Origin of the sequence: Micromonospora sp. NPDC007230 (assembly GCF_042869115.1) — a bacterium.
In the GTDB taxonomy this organism is placed as follows: domain Bacteria; phylum Actinomycetota; class Actinomycetes; order Mycobacteriales; family Micromonosporaceae; genus Micromonospora.
In genome coordinates this window covers 459,959-483,554 of record NZ_JBIAFE010000002.1, presented here as the reverse complement: position 1 = coordinate 483,554, position 23,596 = coordinate 459,959, and the positions used below count along the sequence as shown (strand labels likewise).

The window sequence follows — 23,596 nt, the reverse complement described above, 5'->3', positions numbered from 1 at the left end:
TGCCAAGCCTCGACGAGCAGGCCCGCCGCCTGCGCGGAAGGACCCTCGTGGAGACCGAACGGATCGGCCCGCCGCTGCTGGCCGGCGAGCGGGAGACGCTTCGCGCATTCCTCGACTTCCACCGGGCCACCCTGGCCATGAAGTGCGAGGGGCTCACCGACGAGGAGTTGCGCCGGCGGTCCTCGCCGCCGTCGACGCTGTCGCTGCTCGGCCTGGTCCGGCACATGGCCGAGGTGGAGCGCACCTGGTTCCGCCGGGTGATCAACGGTGAGGACATCCCGCTGGTCTGGTCGGAGACCGGCGACTTCCAGGAGGCGTACGACGCGAGCGCCGCCGACCGGTCGGAAGCGTTCGAGGCGTGGCAGCGGGAGGTCGAGCACGCCCGCCGCATCGAGCGGGAGGCGGCGTCCCTCGACGTCACCGCCTACAACGCACGCTGGGCAGAGGAGGTCTCGTTGCGCCTGGTGATGCTGCACATGATGCACGAGTACGCCCGGCACAACGGGCACGCGGACTTCCTCCGCGAGGCCATCGACGGCTCCGTCGGCGTCTGAGCCACAGTCTGCAGAGCCTCGGGTCCGACCGAGACGGTGGCTGCGGCTCAGCCGATGACCTCGCGGCGCAGCGGCAGCCAGGCCAGCACGTCCTGGATCTTCGCGTCCCAGTACGCCCAGTCGTGGTCGCCGGGGGAGAACTCCACGGTGACCGGCACCCCGCGGCGCCGGGCCGCCTCGACGAAGCGGATGTTGTCCTCGTACAGGAAGTCCTCGGTGCCGCAGGCGACGTAGAGCGCGGGCAGGTCGGAGCCCGCACGCTCCAGTAGCGCCACCGTGTCGTCGTCGGTGCCCGGCACCTCCCGGCCGCCCCACACCGTGTGCCACACCGCCGGGTTGACCGGGCTGGTCGGGTGGTCCCGCCGCCGGGTGACGTCCAGCGCGCCGGAGAGGCTGGCCGCCGCCGCGAACCGGCCCGGGTCGCGCAGCGCCCACTTCACCGCCCCGTAACCGCCCATCGACAGGCCGGCGACGAAGGTGTCCGCCCGGCGGTCGGACAGGCGGAAGAACGAGTGGCAGATCTCGGGCAGTTCCTCGCTGAGGAAGGTCCAGTAGCGGTTGCCGTGCGCCTCGTCGGCGTAGAAGCTCCGCCCGGCCTGCGGCATCACCACCGCCAGCCCGAGCGGGGCCACGTACCGCTCGATCGAGGTGCGCCGGGTCCAGATGGTGTCGTCGTCGCTCAGGCCGTGGAGCAGGTAGAGCACCGGCGGGTCGCCGACGGCGGCGCTGCCGGCCAGGCCGATCTGTCCGGAGGTCCGTTCCGGCAGCAGCACGGTCATCGACGTGCCCATGCCGAGCGCCTCGGAGAAGAAGTCACACCGGATCCGCGCCATGGGCCTGGATCGTACGCGGCGCCGCCGGCCGGCCGCCGGTGCGCGCGTAGCGGCGGCGGCGCCCGCCCCGTCGCGCCGGGCGCTGGCCACCACGCCGGCGCGCTCGAGCCGGTGCAGCGATGTCACCCGGACAGGGGCCGAATCAACCGTTCCTATTGCCGTGGGGCCTCCAGGGGGGACAGGATGACCAAGGCGCGCCGGAAACATTCCCGTAACCGCGTGCTGCTGGTCTCTGTCACGAGGAAGTGGGAGTCAGTTCATGAGCGACGTGTCGACGGCGCTGGGTGTGCGCCTCTACCCGGACCTGGTCGAGCGGGGCGGACTCGCCCCCGCGCTCGCCGACACGGCCGCCCGGCACCAGCTCGACCTCGGCCAGGTGAGCGCCCCCGACCACGGGCGGGCCCGGTTCACCTGCGCCGAGCTGACCTCCGACCGCGGCGTCGTCTGCGTCGGGCTCGGCTCCCAGGCCCGCTACTTCATGATCGACCTCCGGGTGTCCGGCGACGTCCAGGCCCGCGGCGACGCCACCGACCTGCTCCAGGTGGCGCAGGTGGCCGACGCCTGGCGGGCCGGGACCACGCTCGCCGAACTCACCGCGCGGTTCCCCTTCATGGAGGAGATGAGGCGCCACCCGGTCGCCCAGGCCAGCTAGTGCGCCGCCGCCGGCTGCGGCAGCTCTCTAGGCGTTCGCGGCTTCGGCTCCGCCGGGTCACCGCCCGCGCGGAGCGGTGCCCCGGCGCGGGTACCGGGACCGCACCGCGTCGATGTAGGTGTCCCGCGAGGTCGGGCCGCCGAACCGGAGCCGGTCGTACCCGGTGAACTGCGGCTCCAGCGCGTCCAGCTCGTCGACCAGCGCGTGCAGCCGGTCCAGCCAGCCCGCCGACCCCGCGTCCGGCCCGGCCGGCGCCGCCCCGATCGCCGCGACCAGCTCATCCTTGCGCCGGATGTTCCCCGGCGTCACCGAGCGCAGGCACACGTACCGCCCGCTCAGGTAGGCATCCCACTCGGCCGCGCCCTGCGCCGGGTCGGCCCAGTGCCCGACGAACCACTCCGCCAGCAGCTCCGGGCCGCCCGCCCGCTCCGCCAGCGCGAACAGATCGGCCGGCACCATCTCCGCGCCGTCCGAGCGCAGATAGCCCGGCAACGGCAGCCGCCGGTCCAGCATCAACCGGCGTACGCCGTCCGCGTCCCGCCCGGTCGCCGCGCACAGCTCCCCGAGCACCACGAACTGCCCGCTGACGTACGCGTCGTCCGCGGCTGTCATCGGGTGCTCCCCGTTGACCTCGCGGAACCGCTCCGCCACCCGCCGCCGCAACTCCATCCCGGCCCCTTTCTCCCTGCCCGGCGTCAGGCTAGGGCCCGCACCCTTCGGTGCCCGCCGAACCGTGTAGTGGCTCGGTGAGGGTCCTGCTGCGGGTAACGGCATGGCACGATCTCGCGATGGTGGTCCGCGTCCATATGAGGAAGGCTTCCCCCATACCGTGACGGTCCACGTCTTTCACGGCACCACCAGGGCGTGCCAGGAGGACGTGGTGCTCGGCGAGGGACGTGCCGTGGTGTTCGTTCCCCGGGACGAGGTCCTCGATCGTGAGCTGGCGGTGACCTCGGCGCTGGTCCTGTCCCTCGGTTTTAAGGGCGCATGACCCGTGCCGGCTGACGCCTGACGCACGAATATTGATTGCGTTCCGCCCGCCGGCCCGCCTACCGTGAGCGGGCAACATCAACCGGTACCACCACGCAGGGAGCACACCGTGTCGCAGCAGAACCGCACCCAGGCCGAGCGGCCCACGCCGCGCGGCGGTGCCCTGCTGCCGAAACTCGGCCTGGGCCCCTGCCGACGGCAGCGGTGGCAACCAGGGTGGTGGCGCGCCTAGCGCCAGCGTGACACCCGCGCAGCCGCCCGCCCCGCGACCAGGGACCGGGCGGCTTTTCGTCACCCTGATCCAAGGGGCGTAGCTCAACGGAAGAGCACCGGATTCCAAACCCGACGGTTGCAGGTTCGAATCCTGTCGCCCCTGCTTCATCCCGTCCCGGCCGCCGGCCGGTGACGTTGCATCTTCTCAACTCCACAGTGGACGGCAACTGTCCCGGCCCGGCGTCCCTCCCGACGCCGGCCGGGCCTCCGGGACGAGGGAGCTGGCTGACCCGCTCGCCTTGGGTGCGAGAGACACGCGGTTCGATTCCGCGGTCCCGGACTTTCGCGGACGGCAACCCGCCGTCCCGCACGGGCCGTTGGAGCAATTGGCAGCTCACCCGGTTCTCACCCGGGAGGTCACGGGTTCGAGTCCCGTACGGCCTACGCCGGTCCCACCTCCGGGACCACCTCGCGGTTGTAGCGCAGTCAGGCAGCGCGTCACCTTGCCATGGTGAAGATCGCCGGTTCGAATCCGGCCAGCCGCTCGGACATCCCTCGACCAAGGAGACACGATGGGTTACACCCCGCTGGCCGGCACCCGGGCGCCGGTCCGGGTCTGGACCGACCCCTACAGCATCGAGGCGCAGGCGGCCAAGCAGCTGCGCAACATCGGCGCCCTGCCCTGGGTACAGGGGGTCGCCGTCATGCCGGACGTGCACTTCGGCAAGGGTGCCACCGTCGGCTCGGTCATCGCGATGCGCCAGGCCGTCTCGCCGGCGGCGGTCGGCGTCGACATCGGCTGCGGCATGTCGGCGGTACGTACCTCGCTCACCGCGGCCGACCTGCCCGACGACCTCGCCCCGCTGCGTACCGCGATCGAGGCGGCAATCCCGGTCGGCTTCGCCATGCGGGACGACGCGGTCGACCCGCGCCGGGTCCGCGGCCTGGAGCAGCGCGGCTGGGACGACTTCTGGCGGCGCTTCGGCACCCTCGACCGGAAGGTGGCGCAGCTGGAGACCCGGGCCCAGCGCCAGCTGGGCACCCTCGGCGGCGGCAACCACTTCATCGAGGTCTGCCTGGAGCAGAGCGGCCCCGACGACGGTCAGGTCTGGCTGATGCTGCACTCCGGGTCCCGCAACATCGGCAAGGAACTCGCCGAGCGGCACATGGCGGTGGCCCGCGGGCTGTCGCACAACGTCGACCTGCCCGACCGGGACCTCGCGGTGTTCCTCGCCGGCACCCCCGAGATGGACGCCTACCGGCGGGACCTCTGGTGGGCGCAGGAGTACGCGCGCCGCAACCGGGCCGTCATGCTCGCCCTGCTCTGCGGGGTGGTGCGCGACGAGTTTCCACACGTGACGTTCGGCGAGCCGACCAGCTGTCACCACAACTACGTGGCGGAGGAGACGTACGACGGGGTGGACGTGCTGGTGACCCGCAAGGGCGCCATCCGGGCCGGCAAGGGCGACCTCGGCATCATCCCGGGGTCGATGGGTACCGGCTCGTACATCGTGCGTGGCAAGGGCAACCTGGACGCGTACTGCTCGGCGTCGCACGGCGCCGGGCGCCGGATGTCGCGCGGCCAGGCGAAGCGGACCTACAGCACCGCGGACCTGGCGGCGCAGACGGCCGGCGTGGAGTGCCGCAAGGACGCCGGGGTGGTGGACGAGATTCCCGGCGCGTACAAGGACATCACCCAGGTGATGGCGCAGCAGGAGGACCTGGTCGAGGTGGTGGCACACCTCAAGCAGGTGGTCTGCGTGAAGGGTTGACCAGACCGGCGCCCCTCGGGGGGAGGGCGCCGGTCACCCGCCCCGGTGGCGCAGCGGAGAGCGCGCCGAACTACGAATTCGGAGGACCCAGGTTCGAATCCTGGCCGGGGCACGGGCCGCCGCTCGGCGGACACCATGCGAGCTGGTGCAAGTGGGCAGCACATCCCTCTCTGGAAGGGAAGGTGGAGGTTCGAGTCCTCCGCTCGCAGCGCATTTGGGTTCGAGCCCCACCTTGGTCTCGATATGCCGTCCACTGTGCAGTTGATCGTCCCGCCGCCCGCTCAGCGCACCAGCGTCTCCAGCAGCCGGTCCAGCTCTGCCGCCGGGTCGGCGGTGAGGCCGGTGTGCACCGGCCCGGCCTGGATCATCGTGCTGCGCGGCGCGACCAGCCAGCGGAACCGCTCGCCGTGCCGCATCCCCGCCGACGGGCCTGCCCCCACGCAGGTCCGGTCCCACGAGTCCAGCGCCGCCGCGACCTCGGCCAGGTCCACGTCGGGCGCGAGCGCCCGGGCCCGGTCGGCGTCCAGGTGGGTACGCGCGCCGAGGAAGTCGAGGGCCTGGCAGTAGAGGATCACCCCGACGTTGATCTGCTCGCCGCGCTCGATCCGGGGCACCAGCCGGATCACCGCGTACTCGAAGGGCTGCCTCATGCGAGGCTCTCCTGCGGCAGCCAGTCGGCGGTGCGCGTGACCCGCCGGGTGAGGTGGTCGACGTACGCGGCCCGGGCCGCGTCGGCGGAGTCGAAGTCGGGGCCGGTCAGCCATTCGTCGGGGACCAGGGCCAGCACCTCGGCCAGCAGTGCGGGGGTGACCCGTGGTACCAGGTCGGCGTCCGCCTCGGCGAGCCGGGTGGCGTACGGGGCGAGCACGTGGTCGTCGGCCCGGTACGGCCGGTGCACGGCCGCCTCGGCACGCGGCCAGTTGTGGTGGAAGTACAGGCAGGCGCCGTGGTCGATCAGCCAGAGCTGCCGGTGCCAGATCAGCAGGTTGGGGTTGCGCCAGCTGCGGTCGACGTTCTCGGTGAACGCGTCCAACCAGAGCACCCGGGAGGCGAGGACCGGGTCGACGGGGTGCGCCATGGGGTCGTAGCCGAGCGCGCCGGGCAGGAAGTCCATCCCCAGGTTGGCGCCGCCGCTGCCGCGCAGCAGTTCCTGCACCTCCTCGTCCGGTTCGGCCCGGCCGATCACCGGGTCGATGTCGAGCACGACCAGGCGGGGCACCGCCAGCCCGAGCCGGCGGGCCAGTTCCCCGCAGATCACCTCGGCGACGAGGGCCTTGGGGCCCTGTCCCGCGCCGCGGAACTTCGCCACGTAGGTGCCGAGGTCGTCGGCTTCGACCACGCCGGGCAGCGAGCCGCCCTCGCGCAGCGGGGTGACGTATCGGATTCCGGTGACCTGGCGGAGCACGAGCCCACCCTAACGCCGCGGCCTTCGGCGTTCGGCGGATGGGACGCGGCGCGGTCCACCGTGCGTGATCGCCCGTCCGCGGGAGGTGGGCGACGACCTGGGTCTCAGGCCGCTAACGCGCCCGCCCGGCCGTCGGCTTCGCTACGGTGAGTAGCGTGGCGATCGCGAAGCTGCGCCTGCGGGGCGGGCCGTACGACGGGATGAGCGTGGACTGGGACGTGCCGGATGCGGATGATCCGCCGACGACGTACCAGCTCAAGCTGCACGGACCCCATGAAGCCACGGAGACCGTCGAGTATCGCCGAGTGGAGCGGGCGCCGGAGGCCGCGGCCGAGTCGTGGGTCTACGAGACACCTTCGGCCACCACCGGGTAGGGCGAGCTCTATCCGCCGGCGGTCAGAACGACGGGAACCGCCACGACGTTGATCCGGGAACCGTCCCGGGCCGACACCTCGTACACCTCGATGGTGCCCGGTCCGGTGCGGTCGAGACGGTAGCCGACCCGTACCCGGTAGTCGCCCCGACAGCCGGAACCGCACGTCGCGGTGGTGAACGCGGTGCCCACCTCCCGGCCGGCGGCGTCCAGGACCCGGACGCTCACCGTCGCCTCGAAGACGTCGGCGGTCCCGGTCACCGTCACCGGGCTGGTGATCCGGTCGCCGATCGCCGGTCCGGTCACCACGATCGGCGGCAGCAGGTCGGCGAAGTCGCCGCGGGCGGCCGGCGCGGTGTCGTTCGCGGCGAAGGCCACCCGGCGCACGGTGGGGAACTGGGTCAGCGTCCAGACCACCTGGGCTCGGCGCAGCCGGACGGTCGCCGCGTCGTCGCCGTCGAAGCCGGCCGGCGACACCAGCGTGGCCACCCCGCCGGCGATGCGGCTCACCTGCGTGCCGGCCGGGACCAGGGTGGTCATGCCGGTGGCCGTCTCGGCGAGGGACGGGCCGGCGGCCAGTTCGGTGAGTGCCAACCGGGAGGTGGCCGGGGTGGCGGGCAGCGTACGCCGGGTCGGCACGAGCTTGCCGCCTCGGGTGAACCAGAGCTGCAGGGTGACCATTCCGTCCGGGCTCGGCTCCTCGACGCGGGTCGTGGCCGTGGGCGTCGACGGGCGGGTCGTGGGGGAGACGGTGGCGGGTGTGCGTTCCGCGCCTGTCGGCGTGGCGCCGGCGGTCCGGGAGGCGCCGGCGGGGGCCGGGCCGAGGGTGCCGGTGCGGGCGGGCGCGCAGCCGGCGGTGAGCAGCAGCAGCGCGGTGAGCGGGGCGATCAGGCGTCGCACGGTTCACCTCCTCCGGTGAGGGGCAGTTCGAGGCGGAAACGGGTGCCGCGGCCGATCTCGCTGTGTGCCGTCAGCCGTCCGCCGAGCAGTCTGGTGTTCTCCTGGGCGATGGCCAGGCCGAGGCCGCTGCCGGGTCCGGTGCGGGCCGGGTCGACCTTGTAGAAGCGGTCGAACAGGTGTGGCAGGTGCTCGGCGGGGATGCCGGGGCCCTGGTCGGTGACCTCGACGACGACCGTCTCGCCGGTGTGCCGTACCTCGGCCCGGACCTCGCCGCCGCCGTGCTCGACCGCGTTGGACACCAGGTTGGCCAGCACCCGTTCCAGCCGACGCGGGTCGGTGCCGGTGGGGGGTGCCTCCCCGGCGACGGTCACCCGGTCGGTCCAGCCCCGCGCGTCGACGATCCCGCGGAGCACCGCGACGGTGTCCACCGGCCGAATCGACACGGGTTCCCGCCCGGCGTCGAGGCGGGAGATCTCCATCAGTTCCTCGACGAGCCGGCGGAGCCGGACCACGTCGGTGACGAGGAGTTCGGCGGCGCGGCGGGCGTCGGCGGGGAGCGCGTCGAGCTGGTCGGCGAGCAGCGACGCCGCGGCCACCAGGGCGGTGACCGGGGTACGCAGTTCGTGCGCCACGTCGGCGGTGAACCGCCGCTCCCGGGCCTGGGCCCGGGACAGCGCCTCGATCTTCGTCTCCAGGGCCTCGGCCATCTCGTTGAACGACGCGGCCCACGCGGAGAACTCGTCGCGGCCGCGTACCGGCAGCCGGGTGTCCAGCAGCCCTTCGGCCACGGCGCGGGCGGCCCGGCTGGCCCGGCCCACCGGTTCCAGGGTGCGCCGGGCGAGGGTGTTGCCGACTGCGGCGGCGAGCAGCACCACCGCGATCCAGCCGACCGCCAACGCGGTGCGGAGCTGGTTGAGGCCGTCGGCGAGGTCGTCCTCGACGGTCACCACGTACAGCTCGGCGGTGGAGCCGGGGATCCGGCCGCCAACCACGAGCAGGTGCGGCCGGGCGCTGCCGGGGGAGCGTTGGAAGCCGAGTTGCCCGGCGGCGACCGCGTCCCGCAGGGCCGGGCCGGGCGCCGGCGCGTACCGGGGGTTCGACGCCTGGGTGTCGCCGGCGACCAGCAGCACGTGCCGTCCGTTCTGCTCGAAGCTGGCCAGCAGGTCCGCCCGGCGGGTGTCGGTCAGCGGCAGGAACTGGGCGGCGAGGACGAGTTGGTAGCGGGCGTCGGCGGCGGCGCGTTGCAGCGAGCCGTCGAACCGGGCCTGCCGCAGCATCAGGTACGACCCGCCGGCGAGCGCGCCGGCGGAGACCCCGGCGACGAGCACGAACGCGATGACGAGCCGGCGCCGTAAGCGCCCGGGGGTGACCCTGCCCGCCGTCATCGCCCGTCACCCCGTCGACAGTTTGTAGCCGGCGCCGCGGACCGTCCTGATCAGCGTCGGGGCGCCGGGGTCGTCCTCCACCTTGGCGCGCAGCCGTTGCACCGCCACGTCCACGAGCCGGGAGTCGCCGAGGTAGCTGTGCCCCCACACCCGGTCGAGCAGCAGTTCGCGGGTGAACACCTGCCCGGGCCGGCGGGCCAGCTCCAGCAGCAGCCGGAACTCGGTCGCGGTGAGGGGCAGTTCACGGCCGGCCTTGCGGGCCACGAACCGGGCTGGGTCGATCTCCAGCGGCCCGGCGGTCACGGTGGTGTCGGTGACCGGGGCGACGGTGCGGCGGAGCACGGCGCGGACCCGGGCGACCAGTTCCGGGAGGTCGAACGGTTTGCGCAGGTAGTCGTCGGCGCCGCATTCCAGCCCGACGACCACGTCGATGGTGTCGGTGCGGGCGGTGAGCATCAGGATCGGCACCTGGCTGGTCCGCCGGATCTCCCGGCAGACCTCGAAGCCGTCGAGGCCGGGGAGCATCACGTCGAGCACGATCAGGTCGGCCGGCCGGGCCCGCCACGCGGCGAGGGCCGCCCGTCCGTCCGCTGCGGTCTCCACCCGGAATCCGGCCCGCCGCAGACCGAGGGCGGTGACCTCCCGGATGGAGGCATCGTCCTCGACGACCAGCACGCGGCCCTCCATGGCCACCGAGGGTAGCCGGGTGCGACGTTGCGGGGTGCTGGCGCAACGGTCGGTGATGGGGACCCGGTCGGCCCCCATCACCGCCGGCGGGCTCAGGCCTGCCACCGGTGGGCCACGTCGAGGACGATCCGGCTGTGCGTACCGGGGCCGTCGAGCACGACGACCCGGTACGGCAGCCGGGCGCGGACGCCCACGGCGAAGGTGGTGTAGCCCTCGAAGCTGCCGCCGAAGACCACGTCCCGCAGGGTTCGGTAGCCGAGCGGGTTCGCGACGTGCTCACCGGTGCGGTACGGCACGGTGGCCACGCGGTTCCCGTCGTAGGCCGGGGCCCGCAGCGAGACCCGCAGCAGCGCGCCGCCCGCGGTGTACGGGGACAGCGCCAGCCCCTGCCCCTCGGTGTAGGTCTCCCCGTACGCGACGGACCAGCCGTCGGCCGGGCCGGCGAACTCGAAGACCACCCGGTCCCAGCAGCCGTGCTGGCCGGTGCGGACCTCGGCCAGCGGGGCGGTGCTCAGCTTGCCGCCCGCCTTGGCCGTGCTGCCCCAGGTGATGCCGCAGTACGGCGTGGCCGCCCCGGCGCCGCCGACGCCGGCGACCAGCCCGCCGAGCACGACGACCAGGGCCACCAGTGCGCTCCTGAGTCTCATCGCTGTCCTCCTGTCGATGCACGGGACGAGCACCGGACCGTCTCCGGTGGTCCCGTGCGCTCGACGGTCGACCCGCCGTGCCACGCTGGCTTCGCAGCGGCGTAACCGCCAGGTAACAGCGCCGGCCACCGGACCAGGGCGGCCCGTGCGGTTCCTGCGCTACGCCCGGACCAGCTCCGCCGAGGCGTTACTGGCCGGGGCCGGGCCGGCCGGGCAGACCGGTCGCGCAGAATGAGCTGATGTCCGCGCGTACCCCATCGGTGTCCTGCGTCTTCGTCTGCCACGACCGCGCCGGCCGGCTGCTGCTCGCCCGGCGCGGTGCCGGTGCGCGCGACGAGCCGGGCACCTGGGACACCGGCGCCGGCGCGCTCGAGTTCGGTGAGACGTTCGAGGCGGCCGTCACCCGCGAGGTCGGCGAGGAGTACGCCACGTCACCGCTGGCGATCACCCTGCTCGGGGTGCGCAACGTGCTGCGCGACGACCCGCCCTCGCACTGGGTGGCGGTGGTGTTCGCGGTCCTGGTGGACCCGGCCACGGTCGCCATCGGCGAGCCGCACAAGTTCGACCGGCTCGGTTGGTACACCCGCGACGCGCTGCCCACGCCGCTGCACTCGCAGCTCGCGCCCACCCTGGCGCTGCTGCCGGACCCCCTGACCTGATCCCGGACGCCTCGTCCATCGCCGCCGGCCCAGCTGACTGCGCGCGTTGATCACGGCTTCGGGCAGCTCGGGTCGGCGTAGATGGTGAGGTAGATGAGAGCCGGTGCGACGACGGACCACTGCGGGGATGCCGGCCGGTCCGCGGTGCTCGGTCGGACGTCCATGCGCTGTGCCGCCTGGGCCCGGATGAGCAGCCGGCTGGGTACACCCCGGACCTCTCGGCAATAGGTGAGGGTCGACTCGTCGGGCACGTCCGGCGGGACGTTGGTGTCCACCACGGGACGCCATCCGTCGCCGCTGGCCACGGAGTCGAAGGTGCGGCGCAGCGTCGCGTCGTCGTAGTCGCGCTCGGGCCGCCAGGTCAGGGTGACCGAGGTGTTCGACACGTCCTCCTTGTTCAGCTGGCGGCACCCTGTGCTGCGGACGACGTCGCCGCCGCTCTGGGCGCCCTCCGGCCGCACGGCGAGGACCGGGTCGTTCGCGTACGCGTCGAGCAGTTCGTCCTCGTCGTTCGGGACCGTGCAGCCCGGCGCTCGGGCCCCGCCGGTCACGTCCGCCCACCCACACCCGCTCAGCGCCACCGTCAGCAGCGTCACGACCGGCCAGCACCCCCGAGGTCTCATCGATCCAGGTTAGAGCCCTCAGGGTTGTCCGGCGGTCCCCTGGAGTAGTGCCGCGGGCGCCGCCCTCCGGCGACGGCGCCCGCGGTGGAGGAGGGTGCTCAGACCCGCTGTCGTTGCTGGCAGGGGACGCAGTGGCGGGCCCACGGCAGGATCTCCAGCCGGGCGACCGGAATCTCACCGCCGCAGCTCTCGCAGCTGCCGTAGCTGCCCTCCGCCATGCGCTTCAGCGCCGCCGCGGTGTCCGCGATGCCCTGACGCGCGGTGTCCATGAGCCCGCGCAGGGTGTCGGGGTCGTAACCACCGTGGTTGGGCTCCCGAGCGTGTGCGGTGAGCGCGGTGAGTTGACCGGTGTGCTCCTCGAACTGCCGCTCGAGAATGTCGCGCAGAGACTTCGCGCGGTCGCTCAGCGTGTCGGTCATGGCGTCGGTACCTTTCACTGGACGCACTGGCCTGGGACCAGCGCGAGGTTGGGGAGGGTGGGCGGGCCAGGCTCAGTCCGCGGCCGGATGGCGGGCCGCGGCCGCCGCGGCCAGGCTCGCGCCGGTCAGCGCGGCCGTGCGGGGTCCCGCGGCGCGGTGCACCGGGATCCCGGTCAGCCCGGCGAGGCGGTCTCTCAGGTTGGGCCGGGTGGCGCCGTCCCCGACGATGACCATCCCGCGGGACAGCGCGGTGGCGGCCGACGGCACGGCCTGCGCGCCCAGGGTCAGCTCCCGCACGAGGCGGGCGAGCGTGTCGGCGAGCATCCCGACCGTGGTGCCGTGGGCGAGGTCGCCGGTGCCGAGGTTCACCCGCCGGCCGGCGACGACCTGGCTGTCCCGCAGGACCGCGACCTCGGTGAGCTGGGCGCCGATGTCGGCGACGAGTAGTGCGCCGGCGCCGGCGCCGGCACCGATGGCGGCCGCGCGCACGGTGTCGATGAACAGCAGCCGCGCGGGCGCGAACACCGCGTCGAGGACCCGCCGGGTGGTGTCGTGGTCGGCGGCGGTCGCGAGCAAGGGGCGGCAGGCGACGATCAGCGGCCGGGCCGGCACCGTGACGTGGTGCTGTCGCAGCAGCTGGGTCAGCGCGGTGGCGCAGCCGGGACCGTCGACGATCTGGCCCCGCCGCACCAGCGGCCGGATCCGCCGGTCGCCGACCAGCGTGGTGAGCGTCGCGTGGCTGCCCACCCGGATGCGCAGCTGCCCGCTGCCGAGGTCGACGGCGATGGGGCTGGGGCGGGCGGTGGCGGGCCCGACGATGCCGCTGAGCACGGACCCGGTGCCAACGGTGTCCGGCTGGCGACCGGTTGGGGCTTGGACGACAGGCATGCCGACCTCTTTTTCAACGGTGGATGTGACGATGCCGCCGCCCGGCGTGGGCAGCGGCGGGAAAGCCAACGGAAGGGGCTGACCTCAGCGGTCGCGGTGGGTCGCGGCGATCAGCCGCTGACCGTGTCCGGAACCCCCAGCGCCCCCGGTCGGCGGAGCGCGGATCGGCGGCGGGGACGGCAGCGCCAGGGTGTCGCGGCGCCGTCGCGGCGGCCGGGAGACGTCGGCGGGGCAGCCGAGGCTCGACCGGCCGGCACAAATGGCAGCGCAACCATGCTGGTCGTCATCACCCACCTCCTCGCCGGTCAGGACCTGTCGGACCTCCAGCGTCGGCCGGAAGCGGCGGACTGACATGGCCTACGGCCGGCCAACATCCCGCGGCTTGCTTGCCGGCCACCGGCGAGGTACCGCCGGTGGCCGCGCAACCGATGCGCCACCCGGCGGGGTGGCGCACCCGGAGCGGGTGGCGGCGTCCGCCCGCCGCCGCAGACCCCGCAACCGGGCGGCACCGGCGGCGTGTTCCGGAGGGCTATGGTGACCGCATGCCACCCCACCGGCACCGGTCCGACGTCGCCCAGCGCAGCGCCCTGGCGATGCTCGTGCTGGTCGCTGTGCTCACCGCGTTCCGGCACGCCCGCCCGGCCGTGGGCCTGTGCATCGTGGTCAGGCTGGCGAAGGCGATCCCGGGATGTGTGCCCGCCTGGTCGGCTGACCGGGCGCCGCCGGGCCGGCCCGCCGTCAGCTGACGCCACCCGAACCTCACCCGCAGTCCCGGCCCGTACCCCCGCCCCTCGGCGGCGCGGCCACGCCGCGCGCCGCCACCGGTCGGCGTCGGCCGGCCACGGGATCGCGGTCACCCCCACCAGCCCTTCCAGTACGGAGCACCCCATGAAGATCGAACGTACGCCGTTGCCGGGCATCGGAGTGCGGCACACATTCACGACCGAGCAGGGTCGCCGAATCGGTGTGGTCGAGTACCGGGGGCAGGATCGCCGGGACGTCATCCACGACGACCTGCACGATCCGGACAGCACCTGCGGCTTCCGCCTCACCCGCTCCGAGGCGGTGGCGCTGGCCGGCCTGCTGGGCCTGCTGGAGGTGGTCGAGGTGGCCGCCGGCGGCGACCGGTGCGGGTGAGGCCGCCGGCTACGCCGCGGGGCCGGGCAGCGGGTGACGTGGCCAGTCCAGCGCCCGCGCGCCGTACACGGCGGCCTGCAGGGTGAACCGGTCGCTGGGGTCGTTCGGGTCGTACCCGCTGAGCGTCCTGATCCGGCTCAGCCGGTAGGTGACCGTGCGGACCGACACGTGCAGCCGGCGGGCGGCCTCGGTGGCGACGCCGCCGGTGGCGAAGTACGCGTTGAGGGTGTCCAGCAACGGCTGGGCACCACCGCGGGCGTGCCGCAGCGGGCTGAGCACCGCCTGCACCAGGTCGACGATGGCCGGCTGGTCACGCAGCAGGACACGGTAGATGAGCAGGTCGTGGGCGTCGATGACGGGCGTGTCGGCGTTCAGCCGCTGCGCCATCGTCAGCGCCTCCCGGGCCTCCTCGTAGGAACGGGCGATGCCGTACAGGCCGGGGTGCGGGCGGCCGACCGCCACCTGCCACGGGCCGCCGCGCGGCAGCCGGTCGAGCTCGGCGTGCATCAGCCGCCCGAGGTCGCCGACCGCGCCCCGTCCGCGGCCACCCCGGTCGGGGGCAACCGCGTCGGCGGGGGCGATCACCACCAGCAGCCCCTCCTTGGTGGCCACCAGCACGTCACGGTCCCCGAGACGATCGAAGATGACCGCCTCCAGGGCACTGATCGCCGCGTCGGTGTCCGGCAGGCGCCGGCTCGGTGCGGCCAGCGCCACCTGGTGCACCCGGGCCAGGTCCAACCCGAACGGCTCGGCCCGCTCCACCAGGCCGCCCAGGTCGGAGTCGCCGCGCAGCAGGTCGTCCACGAGTTCCCGGCGCAGCGTCTCCTCCCGCCGGACCAGCTCCCGGCGGGCCGCGGCGTAGCCCTCGGCGAGGGTCGCCACCGCGCTGTCGACGACGTGCAGCACAGCCTCGGCGGACGCGCGTACCCCCGTGCTGTCGGTGGGCGTCGTCAGCTGCGGCAGCTGCTGCCACAGCCGGCGGGCCGCCGACAGGTACAGCTGGACCGCGCGCCCGGCCGACACGCCCTGCTCGGCGGCGCGCCGCCCGAGCACGCCGACGGCGTCGAGCTCGGCCCGCCGTGGCCGGCGCCCGGTCACCGCTGCCTCCGCGAGCAGCCACAGGTAGTCGCCGAGCAGGTCCACGGGCACCCCGCCGGCGTCGGCGCTGGCGGCTCGGGCCACCGCCGCCAGGCACGCGTCCCGGTCGGTCTCGGCCGCGGGGCCCTGGCCGGACCGCCGGACGCCACCGGTCATCGCCGCCGCTCCTCCTGGCACGTTGCCGGTTCCCCACGATCCGGACCCGGCCAGCTTAGCGAGGGGGCAGCGGCGGCCGCCGGAGCCGGCTTCGCCGGGCATAGCGCTTCCGGTCCGGGGTATGCGCGCGCGGCAGGCTCGAGCGGGCCCGCGGCGGCCCGGGGCGACCCGACGGCGTGGTCAGGGGCAGATGTCGCGAGATGTGGTGGAGCTGCGCATACACGGGGTCACCGGGGTGCGGGCGGAGGAGTTGCTGGACCACCCGGTGGTGGTCCGGGTCGCCGGTGACCGCAACGCCGGCTTCTACCGCCCGCGCCCGGGCTTCGGCGACACGTCCGGGCCGGGCGGGGTGGTCATCGAGGCGTACCAGTGGCGGAACCTGACCGTGAGCACGGTGGCCCGGACACTGTCGCTGCTCTTCCTGCTGCCCTTCATGTTCAGCAACCTGGCGGCGTGGCTGCGGCCCCCGGGCGGCAACGGCGACACGGTGAAGGCCCTCTGCCGCGTGCTGGGCGCCACCATCACCGCCATCTTCGTGCTGTCGATCATTGGCGTCACCCTGGACCTCGTCGGCTGGCAGTGCGTGCAGTACCGGCCGTGCACCGCCGGGCGGGGGTACCTGGCCTGGCTCGACCAGTTTCCGATCGGGCCGCGAATGGTCGTCCTCGCCGTGTTCCCGGCCGCCACCATCCGTGTCATCTGGTGGGTCGGTAAGCGCTCCGCGCGCTCCTACGAGGCGTTCCGGTCCAGCTACGGCAGCTCGGGCGCCCCGCCCGGGGACCGCCTCGACGCGCCTGGCTTCTGGAGCGGGGAGACCATCGTCGGGCGGCTCCGGTCGATCCACGTGGCGATCGCCTACGGCACGCTCGACGCGAGCGCCCTCTTCGCCCTCATCACCCTGGACCACCGGCCGGTCGGGGTGGCGCTGCTCGCTGCGGCGGCGCTGCTCGTGGCCGCCTGCGTGGTGCTGCTCTGCCTGCCCGCGTTGAGCGCTCCGCACACCGGCTGGGACTGGACCAGGACGGTCATCCGGCCGCTGCGGGTGGCGGTCATCGCGATCACCGTTCTCACCGCCGGGTACGCCCTCCTGCCGCGTCCTCCCGTACCTCGGGGAGGCGCGCTGCCCGGTTTCGCCCTCAGCGTCAATTTGGTGATCCTCGGACAGGCCACGCTGCTGCTGGCGCTCGCGGTGATCACCGTGTGGCAGCAGCGGGCCGCCCCGCCCGCGGCCCGGGCGTTCTTCCGGGGCCTGGGCGCCCCGGTGTTCGGCGCGGTCGCGGCCGGTCTCGCGGCCACCATCACGGCGGGACTCGTCTACCGGGTGGCCGACATCCTCGACCGGGGCGACATCCCGGGTCCCGGGCATCCCCCGCCGCCCGGCTCCCCGCCGTTGGACCCGCCGATCGCCTACCGGTGGGAGGCGTTGGGCGCCTTGTTCACCGTGCTGCTGGTCACCGTGGTGGGCCTGTACGCGGGCCGGTTCAGCCGGCGCCGGCGGGATCGGCTGGCGGAGCGGATCAGCCGGGAGGACTTTCCCGACGCGCCCCCGCAGGCCGCCGGGCAGGTGCAGACGGTGCGCCGCGCGATCAGCAGGTCACGCCTCGCCGAGCAGTTCAGCCCGCTGCTCATCGTGTACTTCGTGCTTTCCCTGCTCAGCCTCGTGTTCACCGCGCTTGACCTGATCGAGATCGGGCCGACCCAGCTGGCGCAGCAGGTCAGCGGCAACCGTGGGACGTTCGTGGGGCTCGCGGCCTATCTCACCGACGCGGGGACGATCTCGCTCGGGCTGATCATCATCGGGCTCGTGCTGATCGGCCTCCTGGCGTACGTCTCGCCGGAGGTCCGGCGGGCGGCCGGGGTGCTGTGGGACCTGGGTACCTTCTTCCCCCGGACGACGCATCCGTTCGCGCCGCCCTGTTATGCCGAGCGGGCGGTGCCGGAGCTCGCCCGGCGGGTGAGCGCCCTGACCCGGGAGCACAAGGTGGTGCTGTCCGGGCACAGCCACGGCTCCGCGCTGGCGGCGGCGGCCATCCTGCAACTGCCGCCGGAGACCCTGCACCGGGTCGCCCTGCTCACCTACGGCTCACCGCTGCGCCGGCTCTACGGCCACCTGATGCCGGCCTACTTCGGCGCGGACGTCCTCGGGGAGGTCGGCGAACGCGTCGGGTGGCGGTGGCGCAACCTCTGGCGCAACACCGACCCGATCAGCGGGGCCATCTTCTCCACGCACCACCCGGGCCAGAAACCCGCCGTCGGCGGGCCGGCCGGGCAGGTGGACGTGCGCCTGCGCGACCCGCGCGCGGTCACCGTCCCACCCATGGACACCGTCCCGCCGCCGATCGAGGCACACTGGCCGTACCACACCGACCCGCATTACACGGACGTCGTCATCGAGCTCGCCGACTACCTCGACCGGGAGGATCGCCGCTAGCGGCTGCCAGCCGGTCAGGGCCTCCGGTCACCGTATCCGTCTGGCAGCCCGCTCCCGCACCAGCGTGAACAGCTCCTCGTGCTCGTCCAGGCTCCGTTCGGCCGCGAAGAGCTTGCGCGCCTCGCGGGCCTTGGCCTCCCGCCAGTCGGCCGGGGTGGCCGCCAGCTCCAGGATCGCCCGGTGCAGCGCCGCCGGGTCCCGGGGCGGCACCAGCGTACCGAACTGCGTCGCCAGCACCGGATAACGCCCGCCGGGGAGGTCGGTGGTCACCGACGGGACGCCGCACATCATCGCCTCGGCCTGCACGATGCCGAACGACTCCGCCACGGACGGCAGCGCGAAGACGTCGATCGAGGCGTAGAAGTCGGCGATCTCCTGGCCGTGCAGCTCGCCGAGGAGCTGGATGCGGCTGTCCGCGCCGATCTCCGCCCGGATGTCCGCCAGGTTGTCGCCGCCCATCACGGTCCGGTAGTTGCCGCCGATCAGCAGCCGAGCGTCGGGGTCGGCGATCCGCCGGAAGGCCCGGACGAGGTAGGGGATCCCCTTGTCCTCCACGATGCGGCCCAGGAAGCCGACGTGCAGCCCGTCAGTCCGACGGTAGCGCGGCTGGCCGCCGCGGCGGTCGAGGCACGGCGCGGGGATGGGGCGGAACTCCCGCCTCGCCACCAGCGGCCAGAACTTCGACGCGTGGGCCTGGTCGTCGCTGTTGGTGACCACGGCCGCGGAGCGGCGGAGCGCGGCCCGCGACGTGACGTCGGACGCGGCGACCGCGAACCGGTTGAGCAGGCCAGGCGGCAGGTAGAGGTCGATGTGCAGCATGCTGACGATCGGCGTGGGTCGGGCGAGCCGGGCCAGCACCGCCGCCTCGGCCATCGGCAGGTTGAGGTAGAGCACGTCGGACCGGCGGGCGATCCTGGCCGCCTCGATCGGATACGCCGGGCTGATCTGCGCCCGGGTGATCTGGCCGAGCACGGGGGACCGGTAGACGTCCACCCCGTTGAGGGTCTCGCGGCGTGGGGTGGCCGGGTCATGCTGGCTGGCCACCACCGCCACCCGCCAACCGCGCGCCGCCATCCCCTCGGCGACGGTACGGGCCGTGTGGGTCACGCCGCTCATGTACGGGGTGTAGTAGGTCAGGGCGACGGTGAGGTCGTACCACTGCTCCGGGTGGTTCATCGACACGGCGTCCTTTCTCGACAGTCTCTGAGCGACACGACGACGAGTTGCCCGCGGTGGTCCGACAGGCCGTCCGCGGGCACCATCCGGTAGCGGTGCACGTCGACGTCGTCGGTGGTGAACACCCAGTCGAGCCGCCAGAGCGGCAGCCCGTAGCGGGCCCACGAGGTCGGATAGAGCGAGTCGAGCGCGGGGCTGGCGTCGACCAGCCGGTCCGGCAGCGTCCGCAGCAGCCGCATGGCCGGCGAGGTGTTGAGGTCGCCGGCCAGCACGACCGGGTGTGGGTTGCCGGCGACGTCGGCGGCCACCGCGCGGTAGTTGGCCTCCCGCAGGTCCTGGCGGGCCACGCCGTCCTCGGCGGTGCCGCCGCCGCGGGCCGGCAGCCCGACGACCGGTACGTAGAGGTGGGCGTTGTAGAAGGAGAGCACCTGGCCGGCGACCAGCAGGTCGGTGCGGAGCGTCTTGACCGTGTGGTAGGCGGGCAGCCGCGAGTCGGCCGGCGGGAGGTCCGGCCACTGCCCGGCCAGCCAGGGGCGCAGGTCGACCGGGCGGTCCAGGACGATCGGGAACCGGGACAGCGTCACCAGTTCACCGGAGACCGCGACGTGGAAGCCGGGGAATTCGCGGCGCACCCGCTCCGGGTCGGTCACCGGCAGCGGCGACCAGTCGTGTCCGTCGATGTAGAGATGCTCCTGCAGGAGGTAGACGTCGGCGGCCTGCGCCCGCAGGAACCGGTAGAACCGGTCCGGGTCGCGGATCGGTTCGCCCCGCGGTCCGGTCCGGACCAACTGGTCCCAGTACCAGGTGTTCCAGGAGAAGACGGTGATCGCGCCCGGCGGCGCCAGCGCGGGCCGGTGCCACAGGGCGGCGATGTTGACCCCCGCGCCGGGCCAACCGAGCACGAGCGCCGCCACGGCCAGCGGCGCGCCGACCATCCGGGCGGGTCGGGCCAGCGGCAGCGCGGCGAGCAGCAGGATCGGGACGGCGAGGAACAGCAGCGGTGGCGCCAGGTCCGGCAGGTTCCACCACCAGACCCGGCCGGACAGGACCCGGTGCGCCGCCACGAACACCAGCCACGAGCCGGCCGCGCCCAGCACCACCAAGGTGATCCACCGCCGTTGCCGCGACCGCGGGGCGCCCGCGCCCTCAGTCGTACCCGCCGGCGCCTCGACGGCGTCGGAGTGGCTCACCACGTCTGGCGTGCCATCGGCCACCGCCGACCGGTCGGCCGTCACCACTGCCCCCGTGCGGCGAGCAGGAGCCCGCCGGACAGGGCGGCCCACAGGACGGTGTTGGCCACCAGGGCGGGATCCCGGACGAGCACCCGGACCGGGCTTCCGCCCGCGTTGTGCACCAGGACGAGTTGCAGGTAGCGGAACAGCCCGAAGACGGCCATCGGGGTCAGCAGGACCAGCGCGGTCGACGCGTAGTCGCCCAGCGGTGCCTCGTTCCGCAGGTAGAGCAGGTAGCTGCCGGCGGTGAGGGTGGCGGACAACTGCATGAGCTGGTCGGCGAGGGCGACGGTGTAACCGCGTAGGGCGGGCCGGTGCTCGCCGCCGGTGCTGTGCAGTTCCTGGCGGCGTTTGCCGAGGGTGAGCAGCAGGCACAGGGTGAACACGGCGGTGAGGAGCCAGCCGGGAATCGCGGCCCCGGTGGCGAGGTAGCCGTAGACGAGCCGGAGCACGAAGCCGGTGGCCACGAGGAAGACGTCCAGCAGCGGGACGTGCTTGAGGCCGAGCGAGTAGGCGACGTTGAGCAGCAGATAGCCGGCCACCGGCCACACGGTGGCCGCCGCCTGGAGGGTAAGCACGCCGACGAGCAGCACCGCAACGGTCGCGGCGAACAGCGCCGCGGCCCGTGGCGACAGCCGGCCGGAGGCGAGCGGGCGGTGCCACCGGGCCGGGTTGTGCGCGTCGCGTCGCCGGTCGACGAGGTCGTTGAGGACGTAGACGAGCACGGACGCGAGGGTGAACGCGACGACCGCCGCGCCCAGGTTGGCCAGTGCGGCGTGGTTCCAGGCCAGCGGGTCGAGCAGCGGTACGCAGATGACCAGGAAGTTCTTCGGCCACTGCCCGGGGCGGGCCAGCCGCAGCAGGGCGCCGGCCAGCGTGCCGACCCGGCTGGCGCCGGTGGACTGTGGTGCGGCTGTCCGGACCGCCGCACCGGTGTGGATGACCGGGTTCATCAGAAGAACACCTTTGCGACGCGGAGCGCGCCCTGCGACCACGGTTCGCGGCTGGTGCGGCCGGCCTGGTGGGCCTCGCCTCGGGACCGCTGGGCCTGCCACCACCGGAACGTGCGCAGGAGGGCGTCCTGGTTGGAGTGCCGGGGAGTGAATCCGAGCCGTTGACGGGCCTTGTCGGTGCTGACGTAGGAGTCGGCGAGCAGTTTGTGCAGGAGCCGGTCGTAGACCGGGGACAGCCGAGCGCGGCCGAGCAACTGGAGGGCGAGCAGGGCGGGCTGGGCCGGGACGGAGATGACCCGCCGGCCGTGGCCGGCGGCGTCGAGGACCGCCTGGAAGTCCTCGCGTAGGGTGCCGAACCGGGTGGCGGCCACGTTGAAGGTGTCGTTGGCCTGGGTCGGGTCGGCCCGCAGGGCGATGAGTACGCACTCGGTGAGGTCCTCGACGGCGCACATCTGGATGCGGACGTCGCCCCGGCCCAGGATGGGGAAGTGACGCCCCTCGTGCGCCCATTCGAAGAGCATGGCGAACAGGCCCATCCGCCCGGGGCCCAGGAACGTCTTCGGCCGTAGCACCGGTACGCAGAGTCCGCGCCCGCGGAACTCCTCGGCGACCTGTTCCGCGGCGGCCTTGGCCCGGCCGTAGGTGTCCACCGGCTGGCGGGGGTGGGTCTCGGGGGTGGGCACCACCGGGGGGAGCCCGTACACGGCGGTGGTGGAGATGTGCACCACGCGGGGCACGCCCGCGTCCCGGGCGGCGGCCAGCACGGTGCGGGTGCCGTCCACGATCACCGAGTGGATCTCGGTCGGCGCATAGCTGGGCAGCGCGGCGGCGCAGTGCACGACCGCGCCGGCTCCGGCGAACGCCGCCGTCATGGCGGCCCGGTCCCGCACGTCGGCCACCGTGGCGCTCACCTCGGCCTCGGCCGGGGCGCGCAGGTCCACCCCGTGCACGGGTACGCCCTCGTCGCGCAATCGGCGGACGACGAAGCCGCCGAGCATGCCGCTCGCCCCGGTCACCACGACCCGGCGTCCGTCGCCTACCACGCGGCACCGACCTTCTCCCGGACGAATCCGGTGAGCAGCCGGCGTAGTCCCAGCGCCAGGGTGGCGTCCAGCGCCCGCAGGAAGTGCTCCAGGTCGGCCGGTTCGATCATGAGGGTGGGGGCGACCATGAGTGGGTTCTCGACGTTCGGGCTGTAGTACGTCATGATCTTGTGTTCGCGGTAGAGGTGCGCGATCACCGAGAGGGTGATGAGCTTGGTGCCGAACCGGGGGTCGTGGGTGAACCCGGGCACCAGCTTGCCGGCCAACTCCAGCAGCTTCGGGCCGCTGTTGAGGAACACGCCGTACAGCGATCCCACCCCCGCGACCCGGTCCACCGCGTCCGGGTGGCTCGCGCGGATGCGTTCCAGGCCCGGGCCGAGGATCGCCTCCACCTGCCGGGCCCGGCCCGGGAAGTCCTCGTCCACCACCACGTTCACCGCCTCGATGGCGGTGGCGGTCTCCTCCCCGAAGCCGTAGTAGGTGGTGCTGTGCAGGATCACGTCGGAGAGTCGGTCGTACGCCTTGCGGAACAGGCGCTCCCGTGCGGTGTAACCGGAGATCGACGCCTTGCCCCCGCCGAGCGACTTCGAGTAGGTGAGGATGTCTGGCAGCAGGCCGTCGTGGCGCATGAAGTAGAACAGGCTGCCGGTCTTGCCCCAGCCGGTGTAGACCTCGTCGAAGATCAACACGACGTCCTCGTCGGTGCACAGTTGCCGCAGCTCGCGCAGCGCCGACTCGGACCAGCAGCGCATGCTCGACGCGCTGAACGGCTCCACCATGAGCGCGTACACGTCGCAGCTGCCGTCCGACCGGCGGGTGGCCTCCACCGCCGCCCGCACCGCCGCCACGTCGCCGTACGGATACACCACCGCGTTGGGCAGCCCCGGGAACCGGAAGTGGTTCTCCGCCGACCCGGTCAGGCTGCCCGCACCGAGCGTCTTGCCGTGGAAGCTGATGTCGGCCCGCAGAATGGTCCCGCGCCGGCCGCCGTGGTACTTGTACGCCATCTTGATGGCGCCCTCGTTCGCCTCCGCACCCGAGTTGGGGAAGTAGGAGATCGACAGGTCCCCGGGCAGCAGTTCGGCCACGTTGTGGCTCAGCGCCGCCAGGTACGGCGAGAAGAATGCCTTGTGCACCTCCATCCGCCGCTGCTCGGCGAACCGGGCCCGCGCCGCGAGGATGCGCGGGTGGTTGTGGCCGTGGTTGAGCACGCCGACCCCGCCGGAGAGGTCCAGCACCCGGCTGCCGTCGCGCATGTGGACCCAGGCGCCCTCCGCCCGGTCCACCAGCTCCCGGCCGAAGCCGAAGGTCGTCATCAAGGACACCTGCGACCGGCTGACGTACCGACGGTAGAGGTCGTGGACCTCCCG

27 protein-coding genes and 5 tRNA genes are annotated in these 23,596 nt (G+C 73.4%); 15 read left to right on the top strand and 17 right to left on the bottom strand.

Going from position 1 to position 23,596, the window contains the following annotated elements; all coding sequences use genetic code 11:
- The first annotated feature begins 47 nt into the window (after window positions 1–47).
- Window positions 48–554, top strand: coding sequence for a DinB family protein (locus tag ACFYML_RS05095; RefSeq protein WP_387419381.1), 507 nt, complete (start codon window positions 48–50; stop codon window positions 552–554).
- 47 nt (window positions 555–601) lie between these two features.
- On the opposite strand, the gene ACFYML_RS05090 is transcribed toward ACFYML_RS05095, so the two are convergent.
- Window positions 602–1,387 (bottom strand): alpha/beta hydrolase, encoded by a 786-nt coding sequence (locus ACFYML_RS05090; RefSeq protein ID WP_387419380.1) that lies wholly within the window; start codon window positions 1,385–1,387, stop codon window positions 602–604.
- Window positions 1,388–1,646: 259 nt separating this feature from the next.
- On the opposite strand from ACFYML_RS05090, the gene ACFYML_RS05085 reads away from it, so the two are divergent.
- Complete coding sequence (locus ACFYML_RS05085; protein WP_387419379.1) at window positions 1,647–2,039, top strand: hypothetical protein; 393 nt, start codon at window positions 1,647–1,649, stop codon at window positions 2,037–2,039.
- Between the two features lie 57 nt (window positions 2,040–2,096).
- Here ACFYML_RS05085 and ACFYML_RS05080 read toward each other — a convergent pair whose 3' ends face one another.
- The gene (locus ACFYML_RS05080) at window positions 2,097–2,708 is read right to left on the bottom strand and encodes a DUF6058 family natural product biosynthesis protein (RefSeq protein WP_387419378.1); all 612 of its coding nucleotides are present in this window, start codon (window positions 2,706–2,708) and stop codon (window positions 2,097–2,099) included.
- 160 nt (window positions 2,709–2,868) lie between these two features.
- Between ACFYML_RS05080 and ACFYML_RS05075 the strand changes: the two genes are divergently transcribed.
- From ACFYML_RS05075 to ACFYML_RS05040, 8 genes are all read left to right on the top strand, one after another.
- Window positions 2,869–3,030: a hypothetical protein gene (locus ACFYML_RS05075; RefSeq protein ID WP_387419377.1), complete on the top strand. Its 162-nt coding sequence runs from the start codon at window positions 2,869–2,871 to the stop codon at window positions 3,028–3,030.
- A gap of 108 nt (window positions 3,031–3,138) precedes the next feature.
- Window positions 3,139–3,261 carry a hypothetical protein gene (locus ACFYML_RS05070; protein ID WP_387419376.1) on the top strand — a complete coding sequence of 41 codons (123 nt, stop codon included), beginning with the start codon at window positions 3,139–3,141 and terminating at the stop codon, window positions 3,259–3,261.
- Between the two features lie 72 nt (window positions 3,262–3,333).
- Window positions 3,334–3,405: transfer RNA gene (locus ACFYML_RS05065), tRNA-Trp, on the top strand.
- A gap of 208 nt (window positions 3,406–3,613) precedes the next feature.
- Window positions 3,614–3,686, top strand: a tRNA-Glu gene (locus ACFYML_RS05060).
- A gap of 27 nt (window positions 3,687–3,713) precedes the next feature.
- A tRNA-Gly gene (locus ACFYML_RS05055) sits at window positions 3,714–3,787 on the top strand.
- 27 nt (window positions 3,788–3,814) lie between these two features.
- Window positions 3,815–5,014, top strand: a complete 1,200-nt coding sequence (locus tag ACFYML_RS05050) for an RtcB family protein (RefSeq protein ID WP_387419375.1) — start codon at window positions 3,815–3,817, stop codon at window positions 5,012–5,014.
- Between the two features lie 39 nt (window positions 5,015–5,053).
- Window positions 5,054–5,126: transfer RNA gene (locus tag ACFYML_RS05045), tRNA-Arg, on the top strand.
- A gap of 24 nt (window positions 5,127–5,150) precedes the next feature.
- Window positions 5,151–5,223, top strand: a tRNA-Gln gene (locus ACFYML_RS05040).
- 72 nt (window positions 5,224–5,295) lie between these two features.
- Here the strand turns inward: ACFYML_RS05040 and ACFYML_RS05035 are convergent.
- Together ACFYML_RS05035 and ACFYML_RS05030 are read right to left on the bottom strand one after the other, a co-directional pair.
- Entirely contained in the window at window positions 5,296–5,664 is a 369-nt protein-coding gene (locus ACFYML_RS05035) for a DUF3037 domain-containing protein (RefSeq protein WP_357435682.1), read from the bottom strand.
- Window positions 5,661–6,419: a HipA family kinase gene (locus ACFYML_RS05030; RefSeq protein WP_387419374.1), complete on the bottom strand. Its 759-nt coding sequence runs from the start codon at window positions 6,417–6,419 to the stop codon at window positions 5,661–5,663. The genes ACFYML_RS05035 and ACFYML_RS05030 overlap by 4 nt, the downstream gene beginning before the upstream one ends.
- Before the next feature lie 155 nt (window positions 6,420–6,574).
- On the opposite strand from ACFYML_RS05030, the gene ACFYML_RS05025 reads away from it, so the two are divergent.
- Window positions 6,575–6,793: a hypothetical protein gene (locus ACFYML_RS05025; RefSeq protein ID WP_387419373.1), complete on the top strand. Its 219-nt coding sequence runs from the start codon at window positions 6,575–6,577 to the stop codon at window positions 6,791–6,793.
- A gap of 8 nt (window positions 6,794–6,801) precedes the next feature.
- Here the strand turns inward: ACFYML_RS05025 and ACFYML_RS05020 are convergent, their stop codons facing one another.
- The 4 genes from ACFYML_RS05020 to ACFYML_RS05005 all read right to left on the bottom strand — a co-directional run bounded on the left by ACFYML_RS05020 (window position 6,802) and on the right by ACFYML_RS05005 (window position 10,411).
- Window positions 6,802–7,692 carry a Gmad2 immunoglobulin-like domain-containing protein gene (locus ACFYML_RS05020; RefSeq protein WP_387419372.1) on the bottom strand — a complete coding sequence of 297 codons (891 nt, stop codon included), beginning with the start codon at window positions 7,690–7,692 and terminating at the stop codon, window positions 6,802–6,804.
- Entirely contained in the window at window positions 7,680–9,077 is a 1,398-nt protein-coding gene (locus ACFYML_RS05015; RefSeq protein ID WP_387419371.1) for an ATP-binding protein, read from the bottom strand. Before ACFYML_RS05015 ends, ACFYML_RS05020 begins: the two co-directional genes overlap by 13 nt.
- A 6-nt stretch (window positions 9,078–9,083) precedes the next feature.
- Complete coding sequence (locus ACFYML_RS05010) at window positions 9,084–9,764, bottom strand: response regulator (RefSeq protein WP_387419370.1); 681 nt, start codon at window positions 9,762–9,764, stop codon at window positions 9,084–9,086.
- Window positions 9,765–9,856: 92 nt separating this feature from the next.
- Window positions 9,857–10,411: a hypothetical protein gene (locus ACFYML_RS05005; RefSeq protein ID WP_387419369.1), complete on the bottom strand. Its 555-nt coding sequence runs from the start codon at window positions 10,409–10,411 to the stop codon at window positions 9,857–9,859.
- A 239-nt stretch (window positions 10,412–10,650) separates the two neighbouring features.
- Between ACFYML_RS05005 and ACFYML_RS05000 the strand changes: the two genes are divergently transcribed.
- Window positions 10,651–11,070: an NUDIX domain-containing protein gene (locus tag ACFYML_RS05000; RefSeq protein WP_387419368.1), complete on the top strand. Its 420-nt coding sequence runs from the start codon at window positions 10,651–10,653 to the stop codon at window positions 11,068–11,070.
- 50 nt (window positions 11,071–11,120) lie between these two features.
- Here the strand turns inward: ACFYML_RS05000 and ACFYML_RS04995 are convergent, their stop codons facing one another.
- From ACFYML_RS04995 to ACFYML_RS04985, 3 genes are all read right to left on the bottom strand, one after another.
- Window positions 11,121–11,693: a hypothetical protein gene (locus ACFYML_RS04995; protein ID WP_387419367.1), complete on the bottom strand. Its 573-nt coding sequence runs from the start codon at window positions 11,691–11,693 to the stop codon at window positions 11,121–11,123.
- Window positions 11,694–11,791: 98 nt separating this feature from the next.
- On the bottom strand, window positions 11,792–12,112 hold the full coding sequence (locus ACFYML_RS04990) for a TraR/DksA family transcriptional regulator (protein WP_357435665.1): 321 nt from the start codon (window positions 12,110–12,112) through the stop codon (window positions 11,792–11,794).
- Window positions 12,113–12,184: 72 nt separating this feature from the next.
- Window positions 12,185–13,000 (bottom strand): rod shape-determining protein, encoded by an 816-nt coding sequence (locus tag ACFYML_RS04985; protein WP_387419366.1) that lies wholly within the window; start codon window positions 12,998–13,000, stop codon window positions 12,185–12,187.
- A gap of 542 nt (window positions 13,001–13,542) precedes the next feature.
- Between ACFYML_RS04985 and ACFYML_RS04980 the strand changes: the two genes are divergently transcribed.
- Window positions 13,543–13,746, top strand: a complete 204-nt coding sequence (locus ACFYML_RS04980; protein ID WP_387419365.1) for a hypothetical protein — start codon at window positions 13,543–13,545, stop codon at window positions 13,744–13,746.
- 142 nt (window positions 13,747–13,888) lie between these two features.
- Entirely contained in the window at window positions 13,889–14,137 is a 249-nt protein-coding gene (locus ACFYML_RS04975; RefSeq protein ID WP_387419364.1) for a potassium transporter TrkA, read from the top strand.
- A 9-nt stretch (window positions 14,138–14,146) separates the two neighbouring features.
- Here ACFYML_RS04975 and ACFYML_RS04970 read toward each other — a convergent pair whose 3' ends face one another.
- A complete protein-coding gene (locus ACFYML_RS04970) occupies window positions 14,147–15,391 on the bottom strand; it encodes a PucR family transcriptional regulator (RefSeq protein ID WP_387419363.1) in 1,245 nt (414 codons plus the stop codon).
- Window positions 15,392–15,581: 190 nt separating this feature from the next.
- Between ACFYML_RS04970 and ACFYML_RS04965 the strand changes: the two genes are divergently transcribed.
- Complete coding sequence (locus ACFYML_RS04965; protein ID WP_387419362.1) at window positions 15,582–17,822, top strand: hypothetical protein; 2,241 nt, start codon at window positions 15,582–15,584, stop codon at window positions 17,820–17,822.
- A gap of 27 nt (window positions 17,823–17,849) precedes the next feature.
- On the opposite strand, the gene ACFYML_RS04960 is transcribed toward ACFYML_RS04965, so the two are convergent.
- Genes ACFYML_RS04960 through ACFYML_RS04940 form a run of 5 tightly spaced genes read right to left on the bottom strand, consistent with a single transcriptional unit; the run spans window position 17,850 to window position 23,542 of the window.
- Window positions 17,850–18,998 carry a glycosyltransferase family 4 protein gene (locus ACFYML_RS04960; protein WP_387419361.1) on the bottom strand — a complete coding sequence of 383 codons (1,149 nt, stop codon included), beginning with the start codon at window positions 18,996–18,998 and terminating at the stop codon, window positions 17,850–17,852.
- Entirely contained in the window at window positions 18,995–20,233 is a 1,239-nt protein-coding gene (locus tag ACFYML_RS04955) for an endonuclease/exonuclease/phosphatase family protein (protein ID WP_387419360.1), read from the bottom strand. The genes ACFYML_RS04960 and ACFYML_RS04955 overlap by 4 nt, the downstream gene beginning before the upstream one ends.
- On the bottom strand, window positions 20,230–21,183 hold the full coding sequence (locus tag ACFYML_RS04950; RefSeq protein WP_387419359.1) for a UbiA prenyltransferase family protein: 954 nt from the start codon (window positions 21,181–21,183) through the stop codon (window positions 20,230–20,232). Before ACFYML_RS04950 ends, ACFYML_RS04955 begins: the two co-directional genes overlap by 4 nt.
- Window positions 21,183–22,226 (bottom strand): NAD-dependent epimerase/dehydratase family protein, encoded by a 1,044-nt coding sequence (locus ACFYML_RS04945; RefSeq protein WP_387419358.1) that lies wholly within the window; start codon window positions 22,224–22,226, stop codon window positions 21,183–21,185. Before ACFYML_RS04945 ends, ACFYML_RS04950 begins: the two co-directional genes overlap by 1 nt.
- Window positions 22,220–23,542 (bottom strand): aspartate aminotransferase family protein, encoded by a 1,323-nt coding sequence (locus ACFYML_RS04940; protein WP_387419357.1) that lies wholly within the window; start codon window positions 23,540–23,542, stop codon window positions 22,220–22,222. The genes ACFYML_RS04945 and ACFYML_RS04940 overlap by 7 nt, the downstream gene beginning before the upstream one ends.
- Window positions 23,543–23,596 lie beyond the last annotated feature (54 nt).